This is a genomic window from Streptomyces synnematoformans (assembly GCF_039531005.1).
Classification (GTDB): domain Bacteria; phylum Actinomycetota; class Actinomycetes; order Streptomycetales; family Streptomycetaceae; genus Streptomyces; species Streptomyces synnematoformans.
Map to the genome: position 1 here is coordinate 1 of NZ_BAAAPF010000130.1, position 18,114 is coordinate 18,114.

Genomic DNA, 18,114 nt, shown 5'->3' on the forward strand with positions numbered 1-18,114 from the left:
CGGTGCCGAGCCCGTCCTCGCGCCCCGCCTCGCCGCCGGCGGCGTCGAGGGCGGCGGTGGAGCACATCCGGCCGAAGGTGGCGAGCGCGGCCCCGGCGAGCGTCGCGGAGGGCCCGCAGGCGGCGGCCTCGATCAGGTCGTACGTCCGGGGGTCGCCGGTCGCGGCGAGGTGTGCGAGGTCGGCGGCCCGGTCGCCGTCGCCGCCAGTACGGGCCGCGGCCAGCAGCTCGGGGCGGTCCTCGGGCCCGGCGACGGCCGCGAGGCAGCGGGCGGCGGCGGCGTGCCGGGGCTGGGCCGGGTACTGCTCCAGGCCGTCCTGCGCCCAGTCGAGGATCTCGGTGACGCTCCAGCCGGGCCGGGGCCCGCGCGAGCGGAGCTGGCGCTGCCAGCGGTCGAAACTCTCCTGCTCCCGCGCCGCGCGCACCCGCTCGCCCAGCTCGGGGTCCTCGGCCCACAGCCGCCAGGGCCGTGGCTCGAACGCGTCGCGCATCTCCGCGGCCAGCGCGCGGTCGCCCTCCGGGGTGCGCGGGAAGCGCGCCAGCACGTGCGGGGCGAGGGTGCGCAGCCCGGCGTCGTCGTCGCGCACGGCGAGTTCGTCGAGGGCCCACTGCCAGCAGCCGCCGGCGGCGGCGTAGCGGCGGAGGAGCTGCAGCGCGTCGTCGCGGCCGTACGAGACGAGGTGGCCGAGGACGGAGAGGGTGAGGCCGGTGCGCTGCTCGTCGGGGCGGAGCAGGTCGTCGGGGGCGAAGAGGTGGTCGGCGAGGGCGTCCGCGGGGGCGTCCAGCTCCAGGTAGAGCCGGGCGTAGTACAGCGAGCGGTTCTCCACCTGCCAGTCGCGCCTGGGGTCGTCGAGCACGCAGCTGTACAGCGCCTGCAGGGCTTCGGCCCGCGGCGCGGCGAGTGCGTGCAGGGTCCCGTCGCCCCGGCCCCGCTGGAGGAGGCCGAGGAGGGTGCCGCTGGGCGCTATGGCTGGCTCGAACATGACGTCAGCATCCGGTGTGGTGGGACCGCTGGCAACGGAATTTTCCGCGGAACGGACAGACCGGGCCACCGACCGGCTGCCGGCTCCATTGCCGCGGCAGCTTACTGGAGTGGGGGAGAGCGGGTGAAGTGCGGTCGGGAACCGGCCGGTGCGCATATGCCGTGCGCATGTGCTTGAGTCTCGCCAAACACCTTACGCAGCGTCGCGGCCTGTGCCAGAGTCGTAACGGCGAAACCGCAGACGACAACGGCGCCGGAGCCCGGGCCGGAAGGTAATCGGAGATCACGCCATGGCCGCCGCCTCACGACTCCCCCGCACCGCGGGCCCGACCGCAGCGCAGCAGCCCGAGCGCAGTGCCGTGGCCACCCTGCTGGCGCAGATCGCCCGGCTGCGCGGCAGCCTGGAGGCGGTGCGGCGGGAAACCGTCGCCGCCGCGGGCGACGCCGAGGCGGCCGAGCTGCGCTGGCAGCGGGCGCTGTGCGACCTCGCGGCGCGGCAGCTGGACTTTCTGACCGTACAGCTCGGGCAGCTGCGCGAGGGTCACCCGGTCGAGCGGCACGGCGAGGGCGGCGACGGGCGCGCGGGGCGCTCCGGCGGCGGGCCGCGCGGGGAGACCGGGGCGGACCCCGGTCAGCGGGCGCGGCCCCGGGTCGGCAGCGCCGAGTGGCACCTGCCGTCGGACGAGGTCGACTGGTCGGACGACCTCTACGACATCTTCGGCAGGGACCCCGGCAGCGGCCCGCTGTCGCTGGACGACCTGCCGTCCTGGTTCGACCCCGCCGACCAGCCGCGGCTGGCCGCGATGGTCACGGACTGCCTGGTCGACGGCAGACCGATCGACGGCGAGTTCCGCATCCGCCGGCCGGACGGTGCCGCGCGCACCCTGCACGTCGTCGGCGAGCCCGTCCTCGACGCCGGCGGCGCGACCGAGTCGATGTGGACGGTCGTACGCGACGTCACCGAGCTGCACCGCGGCCGGCAGGCGGTGCAGGAGTCGGAGTCCGTGCTGCAGCGCGAACGGCACTTCGCGCACGCCGAGCGCCGCATCGCCCGGGAGCTGCACGAGTCGGTGCTCCCGCCGTGGCACGGCGCGGTGCACCTGCCGGCCGGCGACCCGGGCGCGCTGACCGTGGCCGGCCACCACTTTCCGGCCGCCGCCGACACCCCCGTCAGCGGCGTCTGGTACGACGCGCTGCCGCTGCCCGGCGGCCGCACCCTGCTCGGCGTCGGCGACGTCGCCGGCCGCGGCGTGCCCGCCGCCGCCGGGATGACGATGCTCGTCGGCGCGCTGCGCGGGATGGCGCTGGGCGGCACGGCGCCGGGGGCGCTGCTCGGCGGGGTGAACGAGCTGCTGGAGGTGTCCGCGCAGCCGGTGCTGGTCGGCACGGTCTGCTGCCGCTACGACGCGGCGGACCGCACGCTGCGCTGGGCGCGGGCCGCGCACCCCCCGCCGCTGCTGTTCCGCGGCGGCGCCGGGCGCGCCCTCGCCGCCCCCGACGGCGTGCTGCTGGGTGCGACCGCGGACACGTCGTACGAGCAGGTGAGCGAGCCGCTGCACGCCGGCGACGTGGTCCTGCTGCACACCGCCGGGCTCGGCGCCCGCGGCCCGGAGCCGGCCCGGGAGCGGCTGTTCGCGCTCGCCCCCAGGTTCGCGGCGGCGCCGGGCGCGCAGGACTGCCTGCGGGCCGTCGTCGAGGAGTTCGGCGGGGGACGGCGCGGGGACGACGCCTGCGTGCTCGTGGCGCAGGTGACGGGCTGAGCCGCCGTAACCCGGCGGCCCGGCCCGCCGCTCCCCACCCGTCCCCCGACGGGCGCCCCGCCCCGTGGCGGTGCACCGGGGCGAGCGCCCGTCAGACGGGGCTCGTGCGCCCCCGCGGCGTCCTCGGCAGCGCCTCCCTGATCTCCTCGCGCAGCTCCCGCACCAGGGGGTCGTCCGCGTACGGCGCGGTCAGCCGGTACGTGTCCCGCAGCCGGTCCCAGGTGCGGTGCGAGGAGTTCTCCCCGATGCGCTCCAGCGCGAGCCGGGCGTAGGCCTCGCCGTCCTCCGGCTCGTCGGCGAGGAAGCCGGCGGCGGCCATGGACACGTGGTCGAGGATCTGGGAACGCCGGCGTCCCTCCGGCCGGTTGGCGAGCGCCAGCCTCCCGTGCTCCTGCGCGCGGACCGCCGCGGCCGGTTCGTACTCGGCGAGCGTGCGGTACGCCAGGGCCTGCATGCCGTGCAGGTCGGCCTCGTCGAAGAGCTGCATCCAGCTGGGCGGCGACTCGCCCCCGGGGTCGGCGGCGAACAGCTCCTCCGCCTCGCCCAGGGTGCGCCGCACCGCTCCGGACCGCCCCTTGGCCGCCTGCGCCCAGGCCTCGACCGTGCAGAGCATCGAGCGGGTACGCGGGTGGGCCTCGGGGCCGGCGCCGGATCCGGCCAGCGCCATCAGCTCCAGCGCGTCGTCGGGCCGGCCCAGGTGGACCATCTGCCGGGCGGCCCGGGACAGCGCCTCCGCGGCCCGCGGCCGGTCGCCGCCCTCGCGGGCGGCGTGCGCGGCGATGACGAAGTACTGCTGCGCGGTGGGCTCCAGGCCCACGTCGTGCGACATCCAGCCAGCGAGCACGGCGAGGTTGGCGGCGACGCCCCACAGGCGGTTCTGCAGCCGGTCCGGGTGCCGGTACGCGAGCATGCCGCCGACCTCGTTGAGCTGGCCGACGACGGCCTTGCGCTGCAGGCCGCCGCCGCGTTCGGCGTCCCAGGAGCGGAAGACCGCCACGGACCGCTCCAGCGCCTCGACCTCCTGGGCGCCGACCGGGGTCGCCTCGTACCTGCCGAAGCGGGCGGCCTCCGCGGCGCCGCTCCCGCCGCCGGCGGCGGCGGTGCCGAGCGCGGGGTCGTGGTGCAGCCAGTCGTGCAGGGAACCGGTCAGGGCGGAGCCGGCCGTGAGCGCGGCGCCCGCGCCCACCAGGCCGCGTCGATTGAGCATGAGGTCCATTCCCGTGAATTCGGTGAGGACCTCGGCCGTCCGCCCGGGCGCCCAGGGCAGTGCGTCGTCGGACTGCCGCCGGACCCTGCCGGGCCCTCCGGCCCGGTCGAACCCGAGATCCTCGGTGGTCACGACACGGCCGAGTCGCTCGGTGAACAGGGCCGCCAGCACCTTGGGCACCGGCTCGCGCGGGACCTCGCCCGTCTCGATCCAGCGCCGCACCCGCGAGGTGTCGGTCGCCAGCTGGGGGTGGCCCGTGGCCGCCGCCTTCCGGTTGACCAGCCTCGCCAGCTCGCCCTTGGACCAGCCGGTCATCCCGAACAGGTCGGCGAGCCTGGTGTTGGGTTCCCTGCTCACGTCAAGCCCCCAGGGTCTCGGCTCACTTGACGGTACCGGCGGGCCGACGGCCCGGCGAGCATTCGCCAGGGTTCGCCAGGGTGCGCCAGATGGTGTGCCACCCGTGGAGCGGTGTGGGCTAAGTCTGCGCCAACCGGCCCCGCAACCCGGGGCACATGCCAACCGCACGGCCCACCCGCACATCCCGGACCCGGCGCCCGGGGACCGGACCCCCAGCCGGCCTCCCGGGCCGGAAACCCGGGGGGATTCGGCGGTCGCCGGTGGCCTGCGGCGCGCGCAACCGGCCCGTGCCTGAAGGGATCTGTCTCGCCCATGTACGCAGCATCGGCATCCGCCTCCGCACCCGTCCGTACGGTACGCCCGCCAGCTCCGCACCGGACCGCGGCAGGCGGCGCGCCGTTCCTCGACCCGGGCCGGGCACCGGCCGCGGGCGCACGACTGCGACAGCTCCCCGCCACCGCGCGCCGGCCCGTGAGCGGACGGCTCGACCTGTCCGGCCCGCAGGGGGCGCTGCTGCGCTCGGCCGTCGAGTCGGTGCACCGCGTGGTCCCCGACTTCAACCCCGTGCAGGTGCTGCGCCGCAGCAGCCGCACGGTGCTGCTCGTCGGGTCCACGGGCCGGACCACGGCGGTGGCGAAGTGCCTCGTCGACAGGTCGGCCGCGCGGGCGGCCAGGCTGCGGCGGGAAATAGGGGCGTACCGGACGTTCGTCCGGTCCCGCCCGCCCGTACGCGTGCCGCGGCTCGTCGCCGCCGACCCGGACGGCTGCACCCTCGTCATCGAGCGGACCCCCGGCCGGGCCGCGGCGCTGCAGCGGCACCCGCTGGAGGTCCCGCCGCACGCGGACGTGCGCGCCACGCTCGCGGCGCTGGTGCGGATCGGCATGTGGCGGCCCCCGGACGACGCGTTCGGCGCGCCGCTCGACTACGCGGCACGGCTCAGCAGATACCACGAGCTGGGCTTGCTCACCGACCGCGACATGGGCGACCTGCAGACGCTGCTGCACGGCATCGGCCCCGGCCACCTGCAGTTCTGCCACGGCGACGCGCTGCTGTCGAACGTGCTGCTGTCGCCCGCGGGCCCGGTGCTGGTCGACTGGGAGCAGGCTGGCTGGTACCTCCCGGGGTACGACCTGGCGACGCTCTGGGCGGTGCTGGGCGAGGGCTCGCCGGCCCGCCGGCAGATCAGCCAGCTCGCGCAGGCGGGCGGAGCGGTGCACCGGGACGGGTTCCTGGTCAACCTGATGCTGGTGCTGGTGCGCGAGGTCCGTACGTACGAGGCCGCCGTGCAGCGGGCGATGAGGGACCCGGCGGCCCCGGTCGGCGTGCACAGCGGGATGACCGCCGGGGAGGAGCACCGCCTGCTGCTGCGGCGGCTCCACGACGACGTGCAGATGGCGCGCCGCGCGGTGCGGGCGGCGGTCGGAACGCGGTGAGTCCGGCGGGGCGGCGGGCCCGTGACACCGCCGCCCCGCCCCCTCGTCCGGTGCCCGCGCAACGGCCGGACGCGGGGCGGCCCGCCGTCCACCCGGCTGACGGCCTGTCAGGCCGGCGCTGAGCCGAAGGTGTGTCAGCCGAAAGTGTAGGTGCGCCCCGCACGCGCGTGGACGGTCACCTCCCCGCCGGGGAGGAGGTCGCTGCGCAGGATGAGCCGGCCGGTGCGGCAGGCGTGCAGCACGATCCGGGTCGCCCGGCCGCCGGCCCAGGTGATGTCGACGGTGACGCCGCCGCGGGCGCGCAGTCCGGTCACCGAGCCGTCCGCCCAGGCGGCCGGGAGGGCCGGCAGGACCTCGACGGGGCCGTGCTGGCTCTGCAGCAGCATCTCCGCGATGCCGGCGGTGGCGCCGAAGTTGCCGTCGATCTGGAACGGCGGGTGGGTGTCCCACAGGTTCGGCAGGGTGGAGGACTTCAGCTGTTCGGAGAGCATCTTGTGCGCGTGGTCGCCGTCCGTCAGCCGCGCCCAGAAGTTGATCTTCCAGGCCTTGCTCCAGCCCGTCCCGCCGTCACCGCGCGCGGTCAGCGACACCTTCGCCGCCTCCGCCCACTCGCTGCCCACCTCGATCTGCCGCCCCGGATGCAGGGCGAACAGGTGCGAGACGTGCCGGTGGTCGTTGCCCGGGTCGTCCAGGTCCTCCTTCCACTCCTGCAGCTGGCCCCACGACCCGATCCGCAGCCCCGGGTCCAGGTCCTCCAGCACCTGCTCCAGGCGGCGGCGGAACGCCGGGTCGTCGCCGAGGGTGCGGGCGGCTTCGAGCGTGGAGGTGAAGAGGTCGTACACGATCTGCTGCGACATCGAGCAGCCCGCGGTGAAGTCGCCCTGTTCGGGCGAGTAGCTGGGGGTGACGACCAGCCTGCCGTCCCGCGGGTCGGTGCGCAGGTTCGCGATCCAGAACCGGGCGGCCTCCTTCATCACGGGGTAGGCGGTGCGGCGGAGGTAGTCCGTGGAGCCGCCGAAGCGGTAGTGCTCGTACATCTGCTGCGTGACCCAGGCCGCGGCCTCGGGGAACCAGAACGCGGTCGCCCAGTCGTGCACGCCCGTGAAGCCGTACGGGTTGGTCTCGTTGTGCACGACCCAGCCGTCGCTGCCGAACATCTCCCGCGCGGTGACCCGGCCGGGGGCGCGGAGGGCGTCGACGAACTCGTCGTACGGTCCGGTGGTCTCGGCGAGGTTGGTGCTCTCGGCCGGCCAGTAGTTCATCTGCAGGTTGATGTTGACGTGGTAGTCGGCGCTCCACGGCGGGTTGGTGACGTTGTTCCACACGCCCTGCAGGTTCGCCGGCGTCGACCCCGGCCGGGAGGAGGCGATCAGCAGGTACCGCCCGTACTGGAAGAACAGCGCCTCCAGCGCCCGGTCCGCGCCGGCTTCCCCGCCGCCGTACCGCGCCAGCAGCTCGTCCGTGGGCACGTCCGCGGGCGGCCGGCCGCCGACGTCGAGGGCGACGCGGTCGAACAGCCGGCGGTGGTCGGCGACATGGCGCCGCAGCAGCTTGGCGTACGGCGCCCGGGCCGCCCGGTCGACGGCGCGCGTGACCCGGTCGTGCGGGTCGGGGCCGCGGTAGCCGGGGTGGGTGTCGGCGTAGTCCGTGCCGGCCGACAGCACGAACCAGGCCGCGTCCGCGCCGCTCACCGTCAGCGTGCCGTCCCCGGCCGTGACGGTGCCGCCGTCGGTGAGCAGGCGGATCTGCGTCTCGAAGACCAGCCCGTTGTCCGCGAGGGTGCCCCGGACCGTCAGCCGGTCGCCGCTCGCGTCGGCCTGGAAGTCGTCGCGCGGGGAGGTGTAGCGCAGGGTGAACGACACCTGCCCGGGCAGGTCGGCGGCCAGCCGGCCCACGGCCACCGAGTCCGGGTACGAGACGAAGAACTCCCGCAGGTGCCGGGCACCCTCGTGGTCGTACGCCACGGTGGCGACCGCCCGCCGGAGGTCGAGCCCGCGGCGGTACGAGCCGTCCGGCGCGGCGGGCGCGGCGGCCAGGTCGAGCCGGAGGTCGCCGAGCACCTGGTAGGCGCCGTAGCCGTGTTTGGGCTGGCCCAGCTCCGCGGCGACGGACTCCGGGCTCAGCCGCCCCTCGGCGTCGATGCGGTCCTGCACGGCGGCCAGTGCGCCGGGCCGCGGTTCGCGCCAGTTGCCGAAGTCGTAGCCGGCGGAGCCGGGGCCGCCGGTCCACAGCGTCTTCTCGTTCAGCGTCAGCCGTTCGGAGGCGAGCGTGCCGAACACGCCGAGACCGAGCGCGCCGTTGCCCGCGGGCAGCGACTCGCGCTCCCAGTCCGCGGCGGGCGTCGCGTACCAGAGACCCAATTCATCGGAGGTATCAGCGGAATCAGAAGCGGACGCGTCCCCGGAGAAGATGGACGGTCCCATGGCCATCGCACCTGCGGCGCCGATAGCCGACTTGACGGTGGTTCTACGCGAGATCCCCTCAGTCATGCCGTGTCACGCTAGAGGTCCGATGACTGGGTGACAAGAGGCCGCGCAACGACCCGCGTTGCCGCGGTGCGGGCTCAGGCCTGCTGGAACAGCTCCGCGGGCAGCGGCTTGAGCAGCGCGTACAGCTCCTCGGAGATGGGCCGGTCCCAGGCCGCGATGGTCACGAGCACGTTGTCGCTGCGGTCGAACTGGACGCAGGAGACGCGGCTCTCCGAGAGCTTGAGCCGGCGCACGATGAGCAGGTTGTCCCCCTGCATCACCGGGGCGTCCTCGACGTCGGTGACGGTCACCGGCTCGTCGTGCTCCAGCGCCAGCAGCAGCTGCGCGACCTCGAAGGGCGGCTGGCCCTCGGGCACGTCGCGGGCGGGCGAGCCCTCCGGCAGGTTGCCGATGATCATCGCGGGGCCGCGGCCGCCGAACAGGTCGTACCGCAGGAAGACCCCCTGGCAGCTCCCGTCCGGCCCGGGCAGCAGACCGGCGCCGAGGTCGCCGGGCCAGTCGCCCGGGTCCATGGCCAGGACGTCGAAGTCCGGGCCCGCGGGCTTGGCGGCGCTGCTGCGGCGGCGGAGAAATGCCATGCACCAATCGTACGGGTCCCGCGCCGCCACCGGCTCCCGGGGCGGCCTCCGCCGTACGCCCGATCCGGCAGTGCCGGATCGGGCGTACGGCCGCTGCCGCACGAGTATGGTCTGTCCGTCGACGACGGAGGAGGGGCCGGATGGAGAGACCCGGGGGCGTGCCGGCCGGGCCGGAGGTGTGGGCGTACGTGCTGGACGGGCACGAGCGGCTGCGCATCGCGCTGGCGGAGCTCACCGAGGGCGGGGAGCGCGGACCGTCCAGGCTGCCGGACTGGACCCGCGCGCACGTGCTGTCGCACCTCGAAGGCATCGGCCGGGCGCTCACCCGCCAGGCGCGGTACGCCCTGAAGGGCGAGCTGGTCGAGGTGTACGACGGCGGCCGGCCGGCCCGTGACGCGGGCATCGAGGCCGGGGCGGTACGGAGCGCCGCGGAGCTGACCGCGGCGGTGACGGCCACCCTGGCGGAGGCGGAGGCCGTCTGGGGGTCGGTGGGCGACGCGGACTGGTCCCGCCCGGTGCGCTACCGCGACGGCGACCTGCTGGGTGCGCTGCACTGCTGGTGGCGCGAGCTGGAGGTGCACACCGCGGACGCGGACCTGGCGACCTGCTCGGCGGCCTGGCCGCGCGAGCTGTGCCTGCACCTCTTCGAGTTCCTGGCGCCGCGCGCGCCCGCGGGGCTCACCCTGGTCGAGTCGGACGGGCCGGTACGGCACACGTTCGGCACCGGCGGCGGGCCGGTGGTCAGGGGCCGGCTCACGGATCTCACCGCGTGGCTGGCGGGCCGCCGGCCGCATCAGCGGCTGGAGGGCCGGCTGCCCGAGCTGGGCCCCTGGCCGTGACCCGGGTCGTGAACCACCGGCGGGCCGGCCTCACCGCCGTGCCGCCGCGGGTCTGGCGGGAGACGGACGCCGAGGTGCTCGTCCTGGCCGACAACGCGCTGACGCACCTCCCGGACGACGTCGCCGCGCTCACCCGGCTGCACACCCTGGACCTCGGGCACAACGCGCTCGTCGCGGTGCCCGGGGCCCTCGGCTCGCTGCCGGCCCTGAGCCGCTGCCTGTACCTGCACGACAACCGGCTGACCCGGCTCCCCGCCGCGCTCGGCCGGCTGCACACGCTGGCGTACCTCAACGTCGGCGAGAACCCCCTCGACGCCCTGCCCGAGGAGCTGGGCGACATGGCGGGGCTGTGGGAACTCCGCGCGCAGCACTGCCGGCTGACGCGGCTGCCGGAGTCGGTGGGGCGGCTGTCGGCGCTGCGCGAGCTGTGGCTGCGGGGCAACGCGCTCACGGCGCTGCCCGACTCGGCGGCGGGGCTCGGGGAGCTGCGCGAGCTGGAGTTGCGCGAGAACGCGCTGCGGTCCGTGCCCGCCGTGCTGGCCCGGCTGCCGCTGCTGCGCCGTCTGGACCTGCGGGCCAACGCGATCCGCGAGGTCCCCGGCTGGCTGGCGGAGCTGCCCGCGCTGGAGAAGCTGGACCTGCGCTGGAACGACGTCGAAGGCACCGAAGCCCCGCTCGTCGCGCTGCGCGAGCGGGGCTGCGCCGTGCTGGCGTGACCGCCCCGTCGATCCGGCCCGCCGCTAGCGGCGGGCCGGATCGACGGGTGCGGCCGGTGGTCAGGTCAGGTCGAACTCGCCGTCACGGGCGCCGAGGACGAAGGCACGCCACTCCCCCGGGGTGAAGATCAGCGCGGGTCCCTCCGGGTTGCGCCCGTCGCGCATGGCGATGTAGCCCTCCACGAACGCGATCTCGACGTCTCCCACCCCCTGGCTGCTCGACTGCCACGTGGCGCCTGTCAGATCGAGCTGCGGTTTCCCGCTGCCCGCCGCCGGCTGCTGAGTGGTGCTGTTGGCCACGTCCTGCTCCTCCCGGTGAGCGTCGTCCGGAGCAAGGGTATCCATCGCGGCGGGCGGCGGAACAGGCCACGATAGGGGGACCGGGAAAGTGCGGGGGAACGGACACGGCGGCGCCCGCGCCGCGTTGCGCGGACGGGTTCAGCCGGCGGGTACGTCGGCCCGCGTGGCCAGGTCCGCGACGACCGCGCAGTGGTCCGACGCCCACACCCCGTCGACCGGCGCGTCGCCCGCCCGCCGCACGTCCCGCACGTGCCCCTCGCCCTCCGGCCCGGGCGGCCCCACGAGCACGTAGTCGATCCGCGAGTCCCACTCCAGCGTCCGCGCCGCGTGCGGGTTCACCTGGTCCCACGTCGCCCCGGCCGCCCCGGGGCGGGCGTAGCGCCAGGCGTCGTAGAGCACCTGGCCGCGCACGGCGGGCGCGGTCATCGTGCCGCCGAGCAGCCGCATCTCGTCGGAGTCGGGCTCGGCGTTGAAGTCCCCGGTGACCACGGGCGGGAAGTCGCCGTCGCCGCGCCGCTCGTGGACGAATCGGGCGAGCGCCGAGACCTGCGCGCAGCGGGTGGCGGAGGCGTAGGGGTGGGAGAGCAGGTGCGTGGTGAAGAACGGCACCGTCACACCGCCGGGCGCGGCCACACGCACGTACAGCGCCTGCTGCCCGTCGGGTTCCTCCTCGCCCGCGGGCAGCGCGGCGGTCTCCCGCCCGGCGATCGGCCAGCGGCTGAGCACCGCGTTGCCGACCTCGACCGTGGGGTCGCCGATACGCCGCTGCCAGCGCCCGGGCTCCGGCGAGGGCGCCCAGGCCCACCGCATGCCCAGCTCGCCGGCGAGCCACCCGGCCAGGTTGTCCCCGTCCCGGCCCCAGACCTCCTGCAGCCCGACGACGTCCGGACGCACGTCGCGGAGGATGTCGAGGATGGCTTTGCTCCGCTCCTGCCACGGCCCGAAGCGCCACCAGAGGTTCCAGGTCATGACGCGGATCATGCGTTCGTATCCCAACCACGGGCCGGCTTTGGTCAGAGGCTATCCCTACGGGCCCGGAGTGATGTGCGAGAGTCGGGCGGGTGGAGCTGATCGGGCGGGGACGCGAAGCGGACGTGTACGCGCTGACCGACGGCCGGGTGCTGCGCCGGTACCGGTCCGGCGGGCCCGCGGAGGCCGAGGCGCGGCTGACGGCCTACCTCGCCGGCACCGGTTTCCCCGTCCCGCACGTCTACGACGCGCACGACACCGACCAGGTCCTGGAACGCCTCGACGGCCCGACCATGCTCTCCGCGCTGCGCCGCCGGCCGTGGCGCGTCACGGCGTACGGGCGCATGCTCGCCCGGCTCCACGACAGGCTGCACGCCGTGCCCGCCCCGGAGTTCCTGCCGCCCTCCCCCGGCTCCGGCAGCGGCGACCGGGTGCTCCACCTGGACCTCCACCCGGACAACGTGATCCTCACCGCGCGCGGCCCGTACGCCATCGACTGGCGCAACGCCGCCGCGGGCGACCCGGCGTGCGACGTGGCGATGACCGTCTGCATCCTGCGCGGCGTGGAACTCGGCCCACCAGAGGCCCTGGGCGTACGGCTCCTCCTGCGCGCCCTGCTGCGCACCACCGGCACGGACGCCGCCCCCGGCTACGCCCACGCCCTCCCCGCCCGGCTGGCCAACCCCCACCTCACCCCGGGCGAGGCGCGGCGGCTGCGCCGGGCGCTGGGGGACGGGGCACGGGCGTAGGGTCGGCGTATGACGCGTACGCTGCAGTGCACCGTGCTCGACTGCCCGCGTCCCCGCGAGCTGGCCGCGTTCTACCAGGCGCTGCTCGGCGGGGAGGTCGACCGGGCGGATCCGCGGTGGTCCCTCGACGACGACTGGTCCACGCTGCACCTGCCGGACGGCGGCGTCCTGGCCTTCCAGCGTGCACCCGGACTGCGGCCGGCGCGGTGGCCGGATCCGGCCCGCCCGCAGCAGTTGCACCTCGACATCGCGGTGGACGACGTGAAGGCGGCGGAGCGCGACGCGCTGGCCCACGGGGCGAAGTTCCTGCGGTACGAGGAGGACTGGGGCGTCTACGAGGACCCGGCGGGCCATCCGTTCTGCCTCGTGCCGGAGTGACACCGGGTGAGCGCACGCCGGGCGGGCGACCGCGCGGCCGCGCCGCCGTCCGGAGGTCTTGACAGCACGAACCCCCCGGAAGAAAGTTTCACCGTTCGCGCGGCACTTCGAAGTTTTCTTTCAGGAGGGGTCGGAAGATGGGTCACTTGGACCGACGACGCTTCGCCGCCGGTGCACTCGCTACGGGAGGTGCGCTCTTCGTGGTCCCCGGTTCCACCGGCCTCCCGGCCCGCGCCGCGGAGGCGGCCACCGCCGCCGGCGGAGCGGCCCCCGTGCTGCGGCGCGGCAGCGCCGAGCGGGCCGGGCTGCTGGAGCCGCAGCTGCGGCAGCTGGTCGCCGACGCCGAGACGTTCCTGGGCCCGTCGCCGACGTACCCGTGGTACGCGGGGGCGGTCGTCCTCGCCGGGCGGGGGCGGACGGTGGCGCTGGAGCGGGCGATCGGCAAGGCGGTGCGCTACGAGGCGTACGACGAGGCCACCGACACCGGTGTCGAGCTGCCGGAAGAGCAACAGATCGACATGTCGATGGACACCGTCTTCGACCTCGCCTCCGTCTCCAAGCTCTTCACCTCCCTGCTCGCCGTGCAGCAGATCGAGCGCGGTGCACTCGCCCTCGACGCCACCGTGGCCTCCTACCTCCCCGACTTCGGCGCCGCGGGCAAGCAGGACGTCACCGTCCTCCAGCTGCTGACGCACACCTCGGGATTCACCTCCTGGATCCCGCTGTACGCGGAGCCGACGTGGGAGGACAAGCTCGCCCGGCTGTGGCGGGAGGCGCCGGTCAACCCGCCCGGGACCGCCTACCTCTACTCCGACCTCAACCTCATCAGCCTCCAGCTCGTCCTGGAGAAGATCACCGGAAAGCCTCTCGACCGCCTCCTCGCCGACGACGTCACCGGCCCCCTCGGTCTCCACCACACCCGCTACAACCCTCCCGCCGCGTGGCTGCCCCGCATCGCCGCCACCGAGGACGCGCGCAAGCCGTGGTCGGGGCTCGACCGCGGGATGGTGCGGGGCGAGGTGCACGACGAGAACGCGTACTCCTTCGGCGGGGTCGCGGGGCACGCCGGGGTGTTCTCCACCGCGTGGGACCTGGCGGTGCTGTGCCGCACGCTGCTGAACGGCGGGGCGTACGGGCGGACCCGGATTCTTGAGCGGGAGTCGGTGGAGCTGATGTTCACCGACTTCAACACCGCCTTCCCGGGCGACGAGCACGGGCTCGGCTTCGAGCTGTACCAGCACTGGTTCATGGGCGCGATGGCCACGCCGCACTCCGCCGGGCACACCGGCTTCACCGGCACCGCGCTGGTCGTCGACCCGACGACCGACACCTTCCTCGTGCTCCTCGGCAACTCGGTGCACCCCGTGCGCAGCTGGCGCTCCGGCAGCGCGCCGCGGGCCGCGGCGGGGACCAACCTGGCGCGGGCCGTGCCGGTGCGGCCGGACAAGGGGCGCACGGCGTGGTTCAGCGGGACGGCCAGTGAGAGCACGTCGACGCTCACCCTGCCCGAGGTGACGGTGCGCGGGCCGCGCGGGACGCTGGAGTTCGCCCTGTGGTGGGACACCGAGCCGCGGTGGGACAAGGTGCACCTGGAGGCGTCGGCGGACGGCGGCGGGACGTGGGAGCCGGTGCCGTTCACGAGCCGACCGCGGGGCGGCGGGGACGGGGACGTGCGGGAGCACCCGGAGGGTACGGCGGACGGCTGGTCCGGGCGGGTGTGGCACCGGGCGGGCGCGGACCTGGGCGCGTGGCGCGGCCGGGCCGTCCGGCTGCGGTGGCGGTATGCGACGGACCGGCGGTACGTGGGGCGCGGGGTGTACGTGGACGGCGTACGGGTGAAGGACGGGCACCGGGTGCTGTTCGACGACGGCCGGCGGGGAGACGCGGCGCGGGTGGAGACGGACGGCTGGACGGCGTCCGCGGACTGAGCGCGGCGCACCGGCCGGGCCGGGCCCCGGCGCCGTTGCGCGGCGGGGCCGGGGCCCGGTTGCGTACCGTGCCGGCCGCCCGGCCCGCACCGCATCGGGCGTGGGCCGAGCTATCTCCCCAGCGCCGCCATCGCCGCGTTGTGCCCGGGGATCCCGCTCACGCCCCCGCCGCGTACCGCACCCGCCCCGCACAGCAGCACGTTCGCGTGCCGCGTCGCCACACCCCACCGGCCGCCCGGCTCCTCCGTCTCCCCGGTCTCCTCGGTCGCGTACGGGAACGCCAGCTCGCGGTGGAAGATGTTGCCGCCCGGCAGGCGCAGGTCGCGCTCCAGGTCGAGCGGGGACCTCGCCTCGATGCAGGGCCGGCCGTCGGCGTCGGTGGCGAGGCAGCCGGCCAGCGGCTCGGCGAGGTGGGCGTCGAGCTGCGCGAGGGTGGAGCGCAGCAGTTCCTCGCGGACGGTGTCGTTGTCCTCGGTGAAGAGGCGGGCGGGGGCGTGCAGGCCGAAGAGGGTGAGCGTGTGGTAGCCCGCGCGGGCCAGGTCGCCGGCGAGGATCGACGGGTCGGTCAGCGAGTGGCAGTAGATCTCCGACGGCGGTGCGTGCGGCAGCCGGCCGGCGGCGGCCTCGCGGTACGCCGTCTCCAGGTCGGCGTAGCCCTCGGCGACGTGGAGGGTGCCCGCGAACGCCTGCCGCGGATCCACCCGCTCGTCGCGCAGCCGCGGCAGCCGCCGCAGCAGCATGTTCACCTTCAGCTGCGCGCCCTCGGGGCCGGGGTCCGGCGGTTCCTCGCCCAGCAGTGCGGCGAGCGCGGCGGGCGACGCGCCGACGAGCACCGTGCGGGCGGCGACGGTCTGCTCCCCGTCCCCCGTCCGGTACGTCACCTCCGCGCGCTCGCCGTCCGTGCGCAGGGCGACGGCCTCGTGGCCGGTGGCGATCTCCGCGCCCGCTCCGCGGGCCGCGGCGGCGAGGGCGTCGGTGAACGCGCCCATGCCGCCGACCGGTACGTCCCAGTCGCCGGTGCCGCCGCCGATGACGTGGTAGAGGAAGCAGCGGTTCTGGGCCAGGGACGGGTCGTGGGCGGAGGCGAAGGTGCCGATGAGCCCGTCGGTGAGCACGACGCCGCGGACGAGGTCGTCGGCGAAGGTCTCCTCGACCGTCTCGCCGAGCGGCCGTTCGAACAGCGCCCGCCACGCCTCGTCGTCGTCCACCCGGGCCCGTAGCTCGCGGCGGGTGGGCAGCGGCTCGGTGAGGGTGGGGAAGATGCGCTGGGCGACGCGCTGCGTCATGCCGTAGAAGCGCTGCCAGGCGTCGAACTCACGGTCGTCGCCGGTCAGGGCGGCGAAGGAGTCGCGGGTGGCGGTGCCGGGGCCGGTCTCGACGAGCAGGCCGGTGGGCCGGCCGGCGCGGACGGCGGGGGTGTAGGAGGACACGGCGCGCTTGCGGACGGCGAAGGAAAGGCCGAGGTCGTCGACGATGGTGCGGGGCAGCAGGCTGACGAGGTAGGAGTAGCGGGAGAGCCGGGCGTCGACACCGGCGAAGGGGCGGGCCGAGACGGCGGCGCCGCCGGTGTGGTCGAGGCGCTCCAGGACGACCACGGAGCGCCCGGCGCGGGCGAGGTAGGCGGCGGCGACGAGGCCGTTGTGGCCGCCGCCGACGACGACGGCGTCGTAGCTGCTGCGCTGGGGCATGGCTCTTCGTAGCACGGAAGATCGCCCCGGGCCAGGGGACGCCACGCCGCGCGGGCTGCGGGTGGCGGGCGGGGGCTCAGCCCGACGCCCGGCGGGAGGCCGCCAGCCGGTAGACCTCCGCCGCCTCCGCCGTGCGGCCGAGCTGCTCCAGGCAGTGGGCCTCGTCGTGGCGGCTGGACAGGGTCTCCGGGTGGGCCGCGCCCAGCGTGCGTTCACGGGCGCGCGCCACCTCGCGGTGCACCGTCAGCGCCTCCGCCCAGCGGGTCAGCCAGCCCAGCGCGACCGCGATCTCGCGGCGCCCCGCGAGCGTGTCCGCGTGCTCCGGGCCGAGGACCCGTTCGCGGACGGCGGTGACCTCGCGGGCCTCGGTCAGCGCCTCGTGCCAGCGGCCGAGGCGGCCCAGGGTGACGCAGCGGATGTGGCGGGCGCGCAGGGTCTCGGGGTGGCGGGTGCCGAGCGCCCGGGTGCGGTCGGCGATCAGCGCCTCGTAGTGGTCGAGCGCCTCCTGGTGCCGGCCGAGGCGGCCCAGGCAGATGCCCGCCTCGTAGCGGGCGGCGAGGGTGTCGGGGTGCTCGCGGCCGAGGGTGCCGCCGCGGGCGGCGGCGACCTCGCGGTACGTCGCGAGAGCCTGCTCCCAGTGGCCGAGGCTGCCCAGCGCGTGTCCGACCTCGTAGCGGCTGACCAGGGTGTCGGGGTGGTCGGGGCCGAGCACGCGGGCGCGGACGGCGGTGACCTCGCCGGCGACGCGGTAGGACTCCTCGTAGCGGCCGAGGCGGCTGAGGGTGTACGCGAGGTTGTGGCGGCAGCGCAGCGTGTCGGGGTGCTCGGCGCCCATGGTGCGCTCGCGGTCGGCGAGCACGCCGGCGTACGCCTCCAGCGCCTCGGCGTGCCGGCCCAGCTGGCCGAGCGCGTACGCGGCCTCCTGCCGGACGGCGAGGGTGTCGACGTGCTCCCGGCCGAGGCGGCGCTCCCGGCCCGCCGCCGCCGTGCGGAACTCCTCCAGCGCCTCCGCGGTGCGGCCCAGGCGGGCCAGGCACAGGCCGGTCTGGTGGCGGCTGGCGAGGGTGTCTGGGTGGTCGGCACCGAGCGCGGCGCCGCGTTCCGCGGCGAGCGCGCGGTGGGCGGCGACGGCCTCCTCCCAGCGGCCGAGGCGGGCGAGGCTGGCGGCGGCGGAGTGGCGCCCGGCGAAGGCGTCGAGCACGTGCTCGGCCGCGGCGGGCGGCGGGGACTGCCCGGGTGCGTGGGGGTGCGGCGGGTGGGCGGAGTGGGGCGGGGTGTGAAAGGAGGGGGGCGCGTGCGAGAAGGGGTGCCGCCCGGTGGGTGGAGCGCCGTGCGCGGGACCGGCACCGGGGGCGCCGGACATCCCGGCGGAGCCCGGTTCCGGCCATCCGGTCGGCGGCGGCGTCGGAGTGTTCCTCGGGGGCCAGGTGCGCAGCAGCGCGTCCTCGGGGCGCGGGGGCGTAGGGGTGGCGCGGGTGGTGCGTACGGAGCGCGCGCCCGTCGTCATGCCCGCCGTCCATGCCGGCAGCCCGGTCGCGCCGCTCTCCCGGCCCTGCCCGCTCTCCCCGTCCCGTCCGCCGGCGCGGTCCCGCCCGGTCTCGCGGATCTGGATCCCGCCGGTCCGGCTCCCCCGGCTTCCCCGGCTCTCCCGGCCCGTTCCGCTCCCGCCGGGCGCCGACCCGTTGCCCCGCGCGGGCCCCGCCCGCTCGTGCCCCGGCCGCTCCGCCTCCGCCGCCGCCGT

The 18,114-nt window shown here is 76.0% G+C and carries 15 protein-coding genes; 7 read left to right on the forward strand and 8 right to left on the reverse strand.

Annotated elements, in window-relative coordinates; genetic code table 11:
• A partial coding sequence (locus ABD317_RS19445) for a HEAT repeat domain-containing protein (protein WP_344291220.1) occupies positions 1-982 on the reverse strand: 982 nt, incomplete at its 3' end.
• Positions 983-1,271: 289 nt separating this feature from the next.
• Here ABD317_RS19445 and ABD317_RS19450 point away from each other — a divergent pair.
• Positions 1,272-2,741 (forward strand): PP2C family protein-serine/threonine phosphatase, encoded by a 1,470-nt coding sequence (locus ABD317_RS19450; RefSeq protein WP_344291221.1) that lies wholly within the window; start codon positions 1,272-1,274, stop codon positions 2,739-2,741.
• A 91-nt stretch (positions 2,742-2,832) separates the two neighbouring features.
• Here the strand turns inward: ABD317_RS19450 and ABD317_RS19455 are convergent, their stop codons facing one another.
• Positions 2,833-4,305 (reverse strand): DNA-binding protein NsdB, encoded by a 1,473-nt coding sequence (locus tag ABD317_RS19455; protein ID WP_344291222.1) that lies wholly within the window; start codon positions 4,303-4,305, stop codon positions 2,833-2,835.
• Between the two features lie 312 nt (positions 4,306-4,617).
• Here ABD317_RS19455 and ABD317_RS19460 point away from each other — a divergent pair, with 312 nt between their 5' ends.
• Complete coding sequence (locus ABD317_RS19460) at positions 4,618-5,739, forward strand: phosphotransferase (RefSeq protein ID WP_344291223.1); 1,122 nt, start codon at positions 4,618-4,620, stop codon at positions 5,737-5,739.
• Positions 5,740-5,873: 134 nt separating this feature from the next.
• On the opposite strand, the gene ABD317_RS19465 is transcribed toward ABD317_RS19460, so the two are convergent.
• Both ABD317_RS19465 and ABD317_RS19470 read right to left on the reverse strand, forming a co-directional pair.
• Positions 5,874-8,228, reverse strand: coding sequence for a glycoside hydrolase family 95 protein (locus ABD317_RS19465; RefSeq protein ID WP_344291224.1), 2,355 nt, complete (start codon positions 8,226-8,228; stop codon positions 5,874-5,876).
• A 74-nt stretch (positions 8,229-8,302) separates the two neighbouring features.
• Entirely contained in the window at positions 8,303-8,806 is a 504-nt protein-coding gene (locus tag ABD317_RS19470) for a hypothetical protein (RefSeq protein WP_344291225.1), read from the reverse strand.
• A gap of 140 nt (positions 8,807-8,946) precedes the next feature.
• Between ABD317_RS19470 and ABD317_RS19475 the strand changes: the two genes are divergently transcribed.
• A complete protein-coding gene (locus ABD317_RS19475; protein ID WP_344291226.1) occupies positions 8,947-9,645 on the forward strand; it encodes a maleylpyruvate isomerase family mycothiol-dependent enzyme in 699 nt (232 codons plus the stop codon).
• An 8-nt stretch (positions 9,646-9,653) separates the two neighbouring features.
• A complete protein-coding gene (locus ABD317_RS19480) occupies positions 9,654-10,361 on the forward strand; it encodes a leucine-rich repeat domain-containing protein (RefSeq protein WP_344291233.1) in 708 nt (235 codons plus the stop codon).
• Between the two features lie 60 nt (positions 10,362-10,421).
• Here ABD317_RS19480 and ABD317_RS19485 read toward each other — a convergent pair whose 3' ends face one another.
• On the reverse strand, positions 10,422-10,706 hold the full coding sequence (locus ABD317_RS19485) for a DUF397 domain-containing protein (protein ID WP_051438699.1): 285 nt from the start codon (positions 10,704-10,706) through the stop codon (positions 10,422-10,424).
• A 93-nt stretch (positions 10,707-10,799) separates the two neighbouring features.
• On the reverse strand, positions 10,800-11,642 hold the full coding sequence (locus tag ABD317_RS19490; RefSeq protein WP_344291227.1) for an endonuclease/exonuclease/phosphatase family protein: 843 nt from the start codon (positions 11,640-11,642) through the stop codon (positions 10,800-10,802).
• Positions 11,643-11,722: 80 nt separating this feature from the next.
• On the opposite strand from ABD317_RS19490, the gene ABD317_RS19495 reads away from it, so the two are divergent.
• The 3 genes from ABD317_RS19495 (at position 11,723) to ABD317_RS19505 (ending at position 14,685) form a co-directional block, all read left to right on the forward strand.
• Positions 11,723-12,379, forward strand: coding sequence for a phosphotransferase (locus ABD317_RS19495; protein ID WP_344291228.1), 657 nt, complete (start codon positions 11,723-11,725; stop codon positions 12,377-12,379).
• A gap of 9 nt (positions 12,380-12,388) precedes the next feature.
• Positions 12,389-12,757, forward strand: a complete 369-nt coding sequence (locus ABD317_RS19500; RefSeq protein WP_344291229.1) for a VOC family protein — start codon at positions 12,389-12,391, stop codon at positions 12,755-12,757.
• A gap of 137 nt (positions 12,758-12,894) precedes the next feature.
• Complete coding sequence (locus ABD317_RS19505; RefSeq protein WP_344291230.1) at positions 12,895-14,685, forward strand: serine hydrolase domain-containing protein; 1,791 nt, start codon at positions 12,895-12,897, stop codon at positions 14,683-14,685.
• A 110-nt stretch (positions 14,686-14,795) separates the two neighbouring features.
• Here the strand turns inward: ABD317_RS19505 and ABD317_RS19510 are convergent, their stop codons facing one another.
• Entirely contained in the window at positions 14,796-16,373 is a 1,578-nt protein-coding gene (locus tag ABD317_RS19510; RefSeq protein ID WP_344291231.1) for a phytoene desaturase family protein, read from the reverse strand.
• 76 nt (positions 16,374-16,449) lie between these two features.
• A partial coding sequence (locus ABD317_RS19515; RefSeq protein ID WP_344291232.1) for a tetratricopeptide repeat protein occupies positions 16,450-18,114 on the reverse strand: 1,665 nt, incomplete at its 5' end.

Bases quoted from the DNA above. Each gene is read 5' to 3' on its own strand.
- ABD317_RS19450 (WP_344291221.1), top strand. From the start codon at position 1,272: ATGGCCGCCGCCTCACGACTCCCCCGCACCGCGGGCCCGACCGCAGCG.
- ABD317_RS19460 (WP_344291223.1), top strand. From the start codon at position 4,618: ATGTACGCAGCATCGGCATCCGCCTCCGCACCCGTCCGTACGGTACGC.
- ABD317_RS19465 (WP_344291224.1), bottom strand. From the start codon at position 8,228: ATGACTGAGGGGATCTCGCGTAGAACCACCGTCAAGTCGGCTATCGGC.
- ABD317_RS19470 (WP_344291225.1), bottom strand. From the start codon at position 8,806: ATGGCATTTCTCCGCCGCCGCAGCAGCGCCGCCAAGCCCGCGGGCCCG.
- ABD317_RS19475 (WP_344291226.1), top strand. From the start codon at position 8,947: ATGGAGAGACCCGGGGGCGTGCCGGCCGGGCCGGAGGTGTGGGCGTAC.
- ABD317_RS19485 (WP_051438699.1), bottom strand. From the start codon at position 10,706: ATGGATACCCTTGCTCCGGACGACGCTCACCGGGAGGAGCAGGACGTG.
- ABD317_RS19490 (WP_344291227.1), bottom strand. From the start codon at position 11,642: ATGATCCGCGTCATGACCTGGAACCTCTGGTGGCGCTTCGGGCCGTGG.
- ABD317_RS19500 (WP_344291229.1), top strand. From the start codon at position 12,389: ATGACGCGTACGCTGCAGTGCACCGTGCTCGACTGCCCGCGTCCCCGC.
- ABD317_RS19505 (WP_344291230.1), top strand. From the start codon at position 12,895: ATGGGTCACTTGGACCGACGACGCTTCGCCGCCGGTGCACTCGCTACG.
- ABD317_RS19510 (WP_344291231.1), bottom strand. From the start codon at position 16,373: ATGCCCCAGCGCAGCAGCTACGACGCCGTCGTCGTCGGCGGCGGCCAC.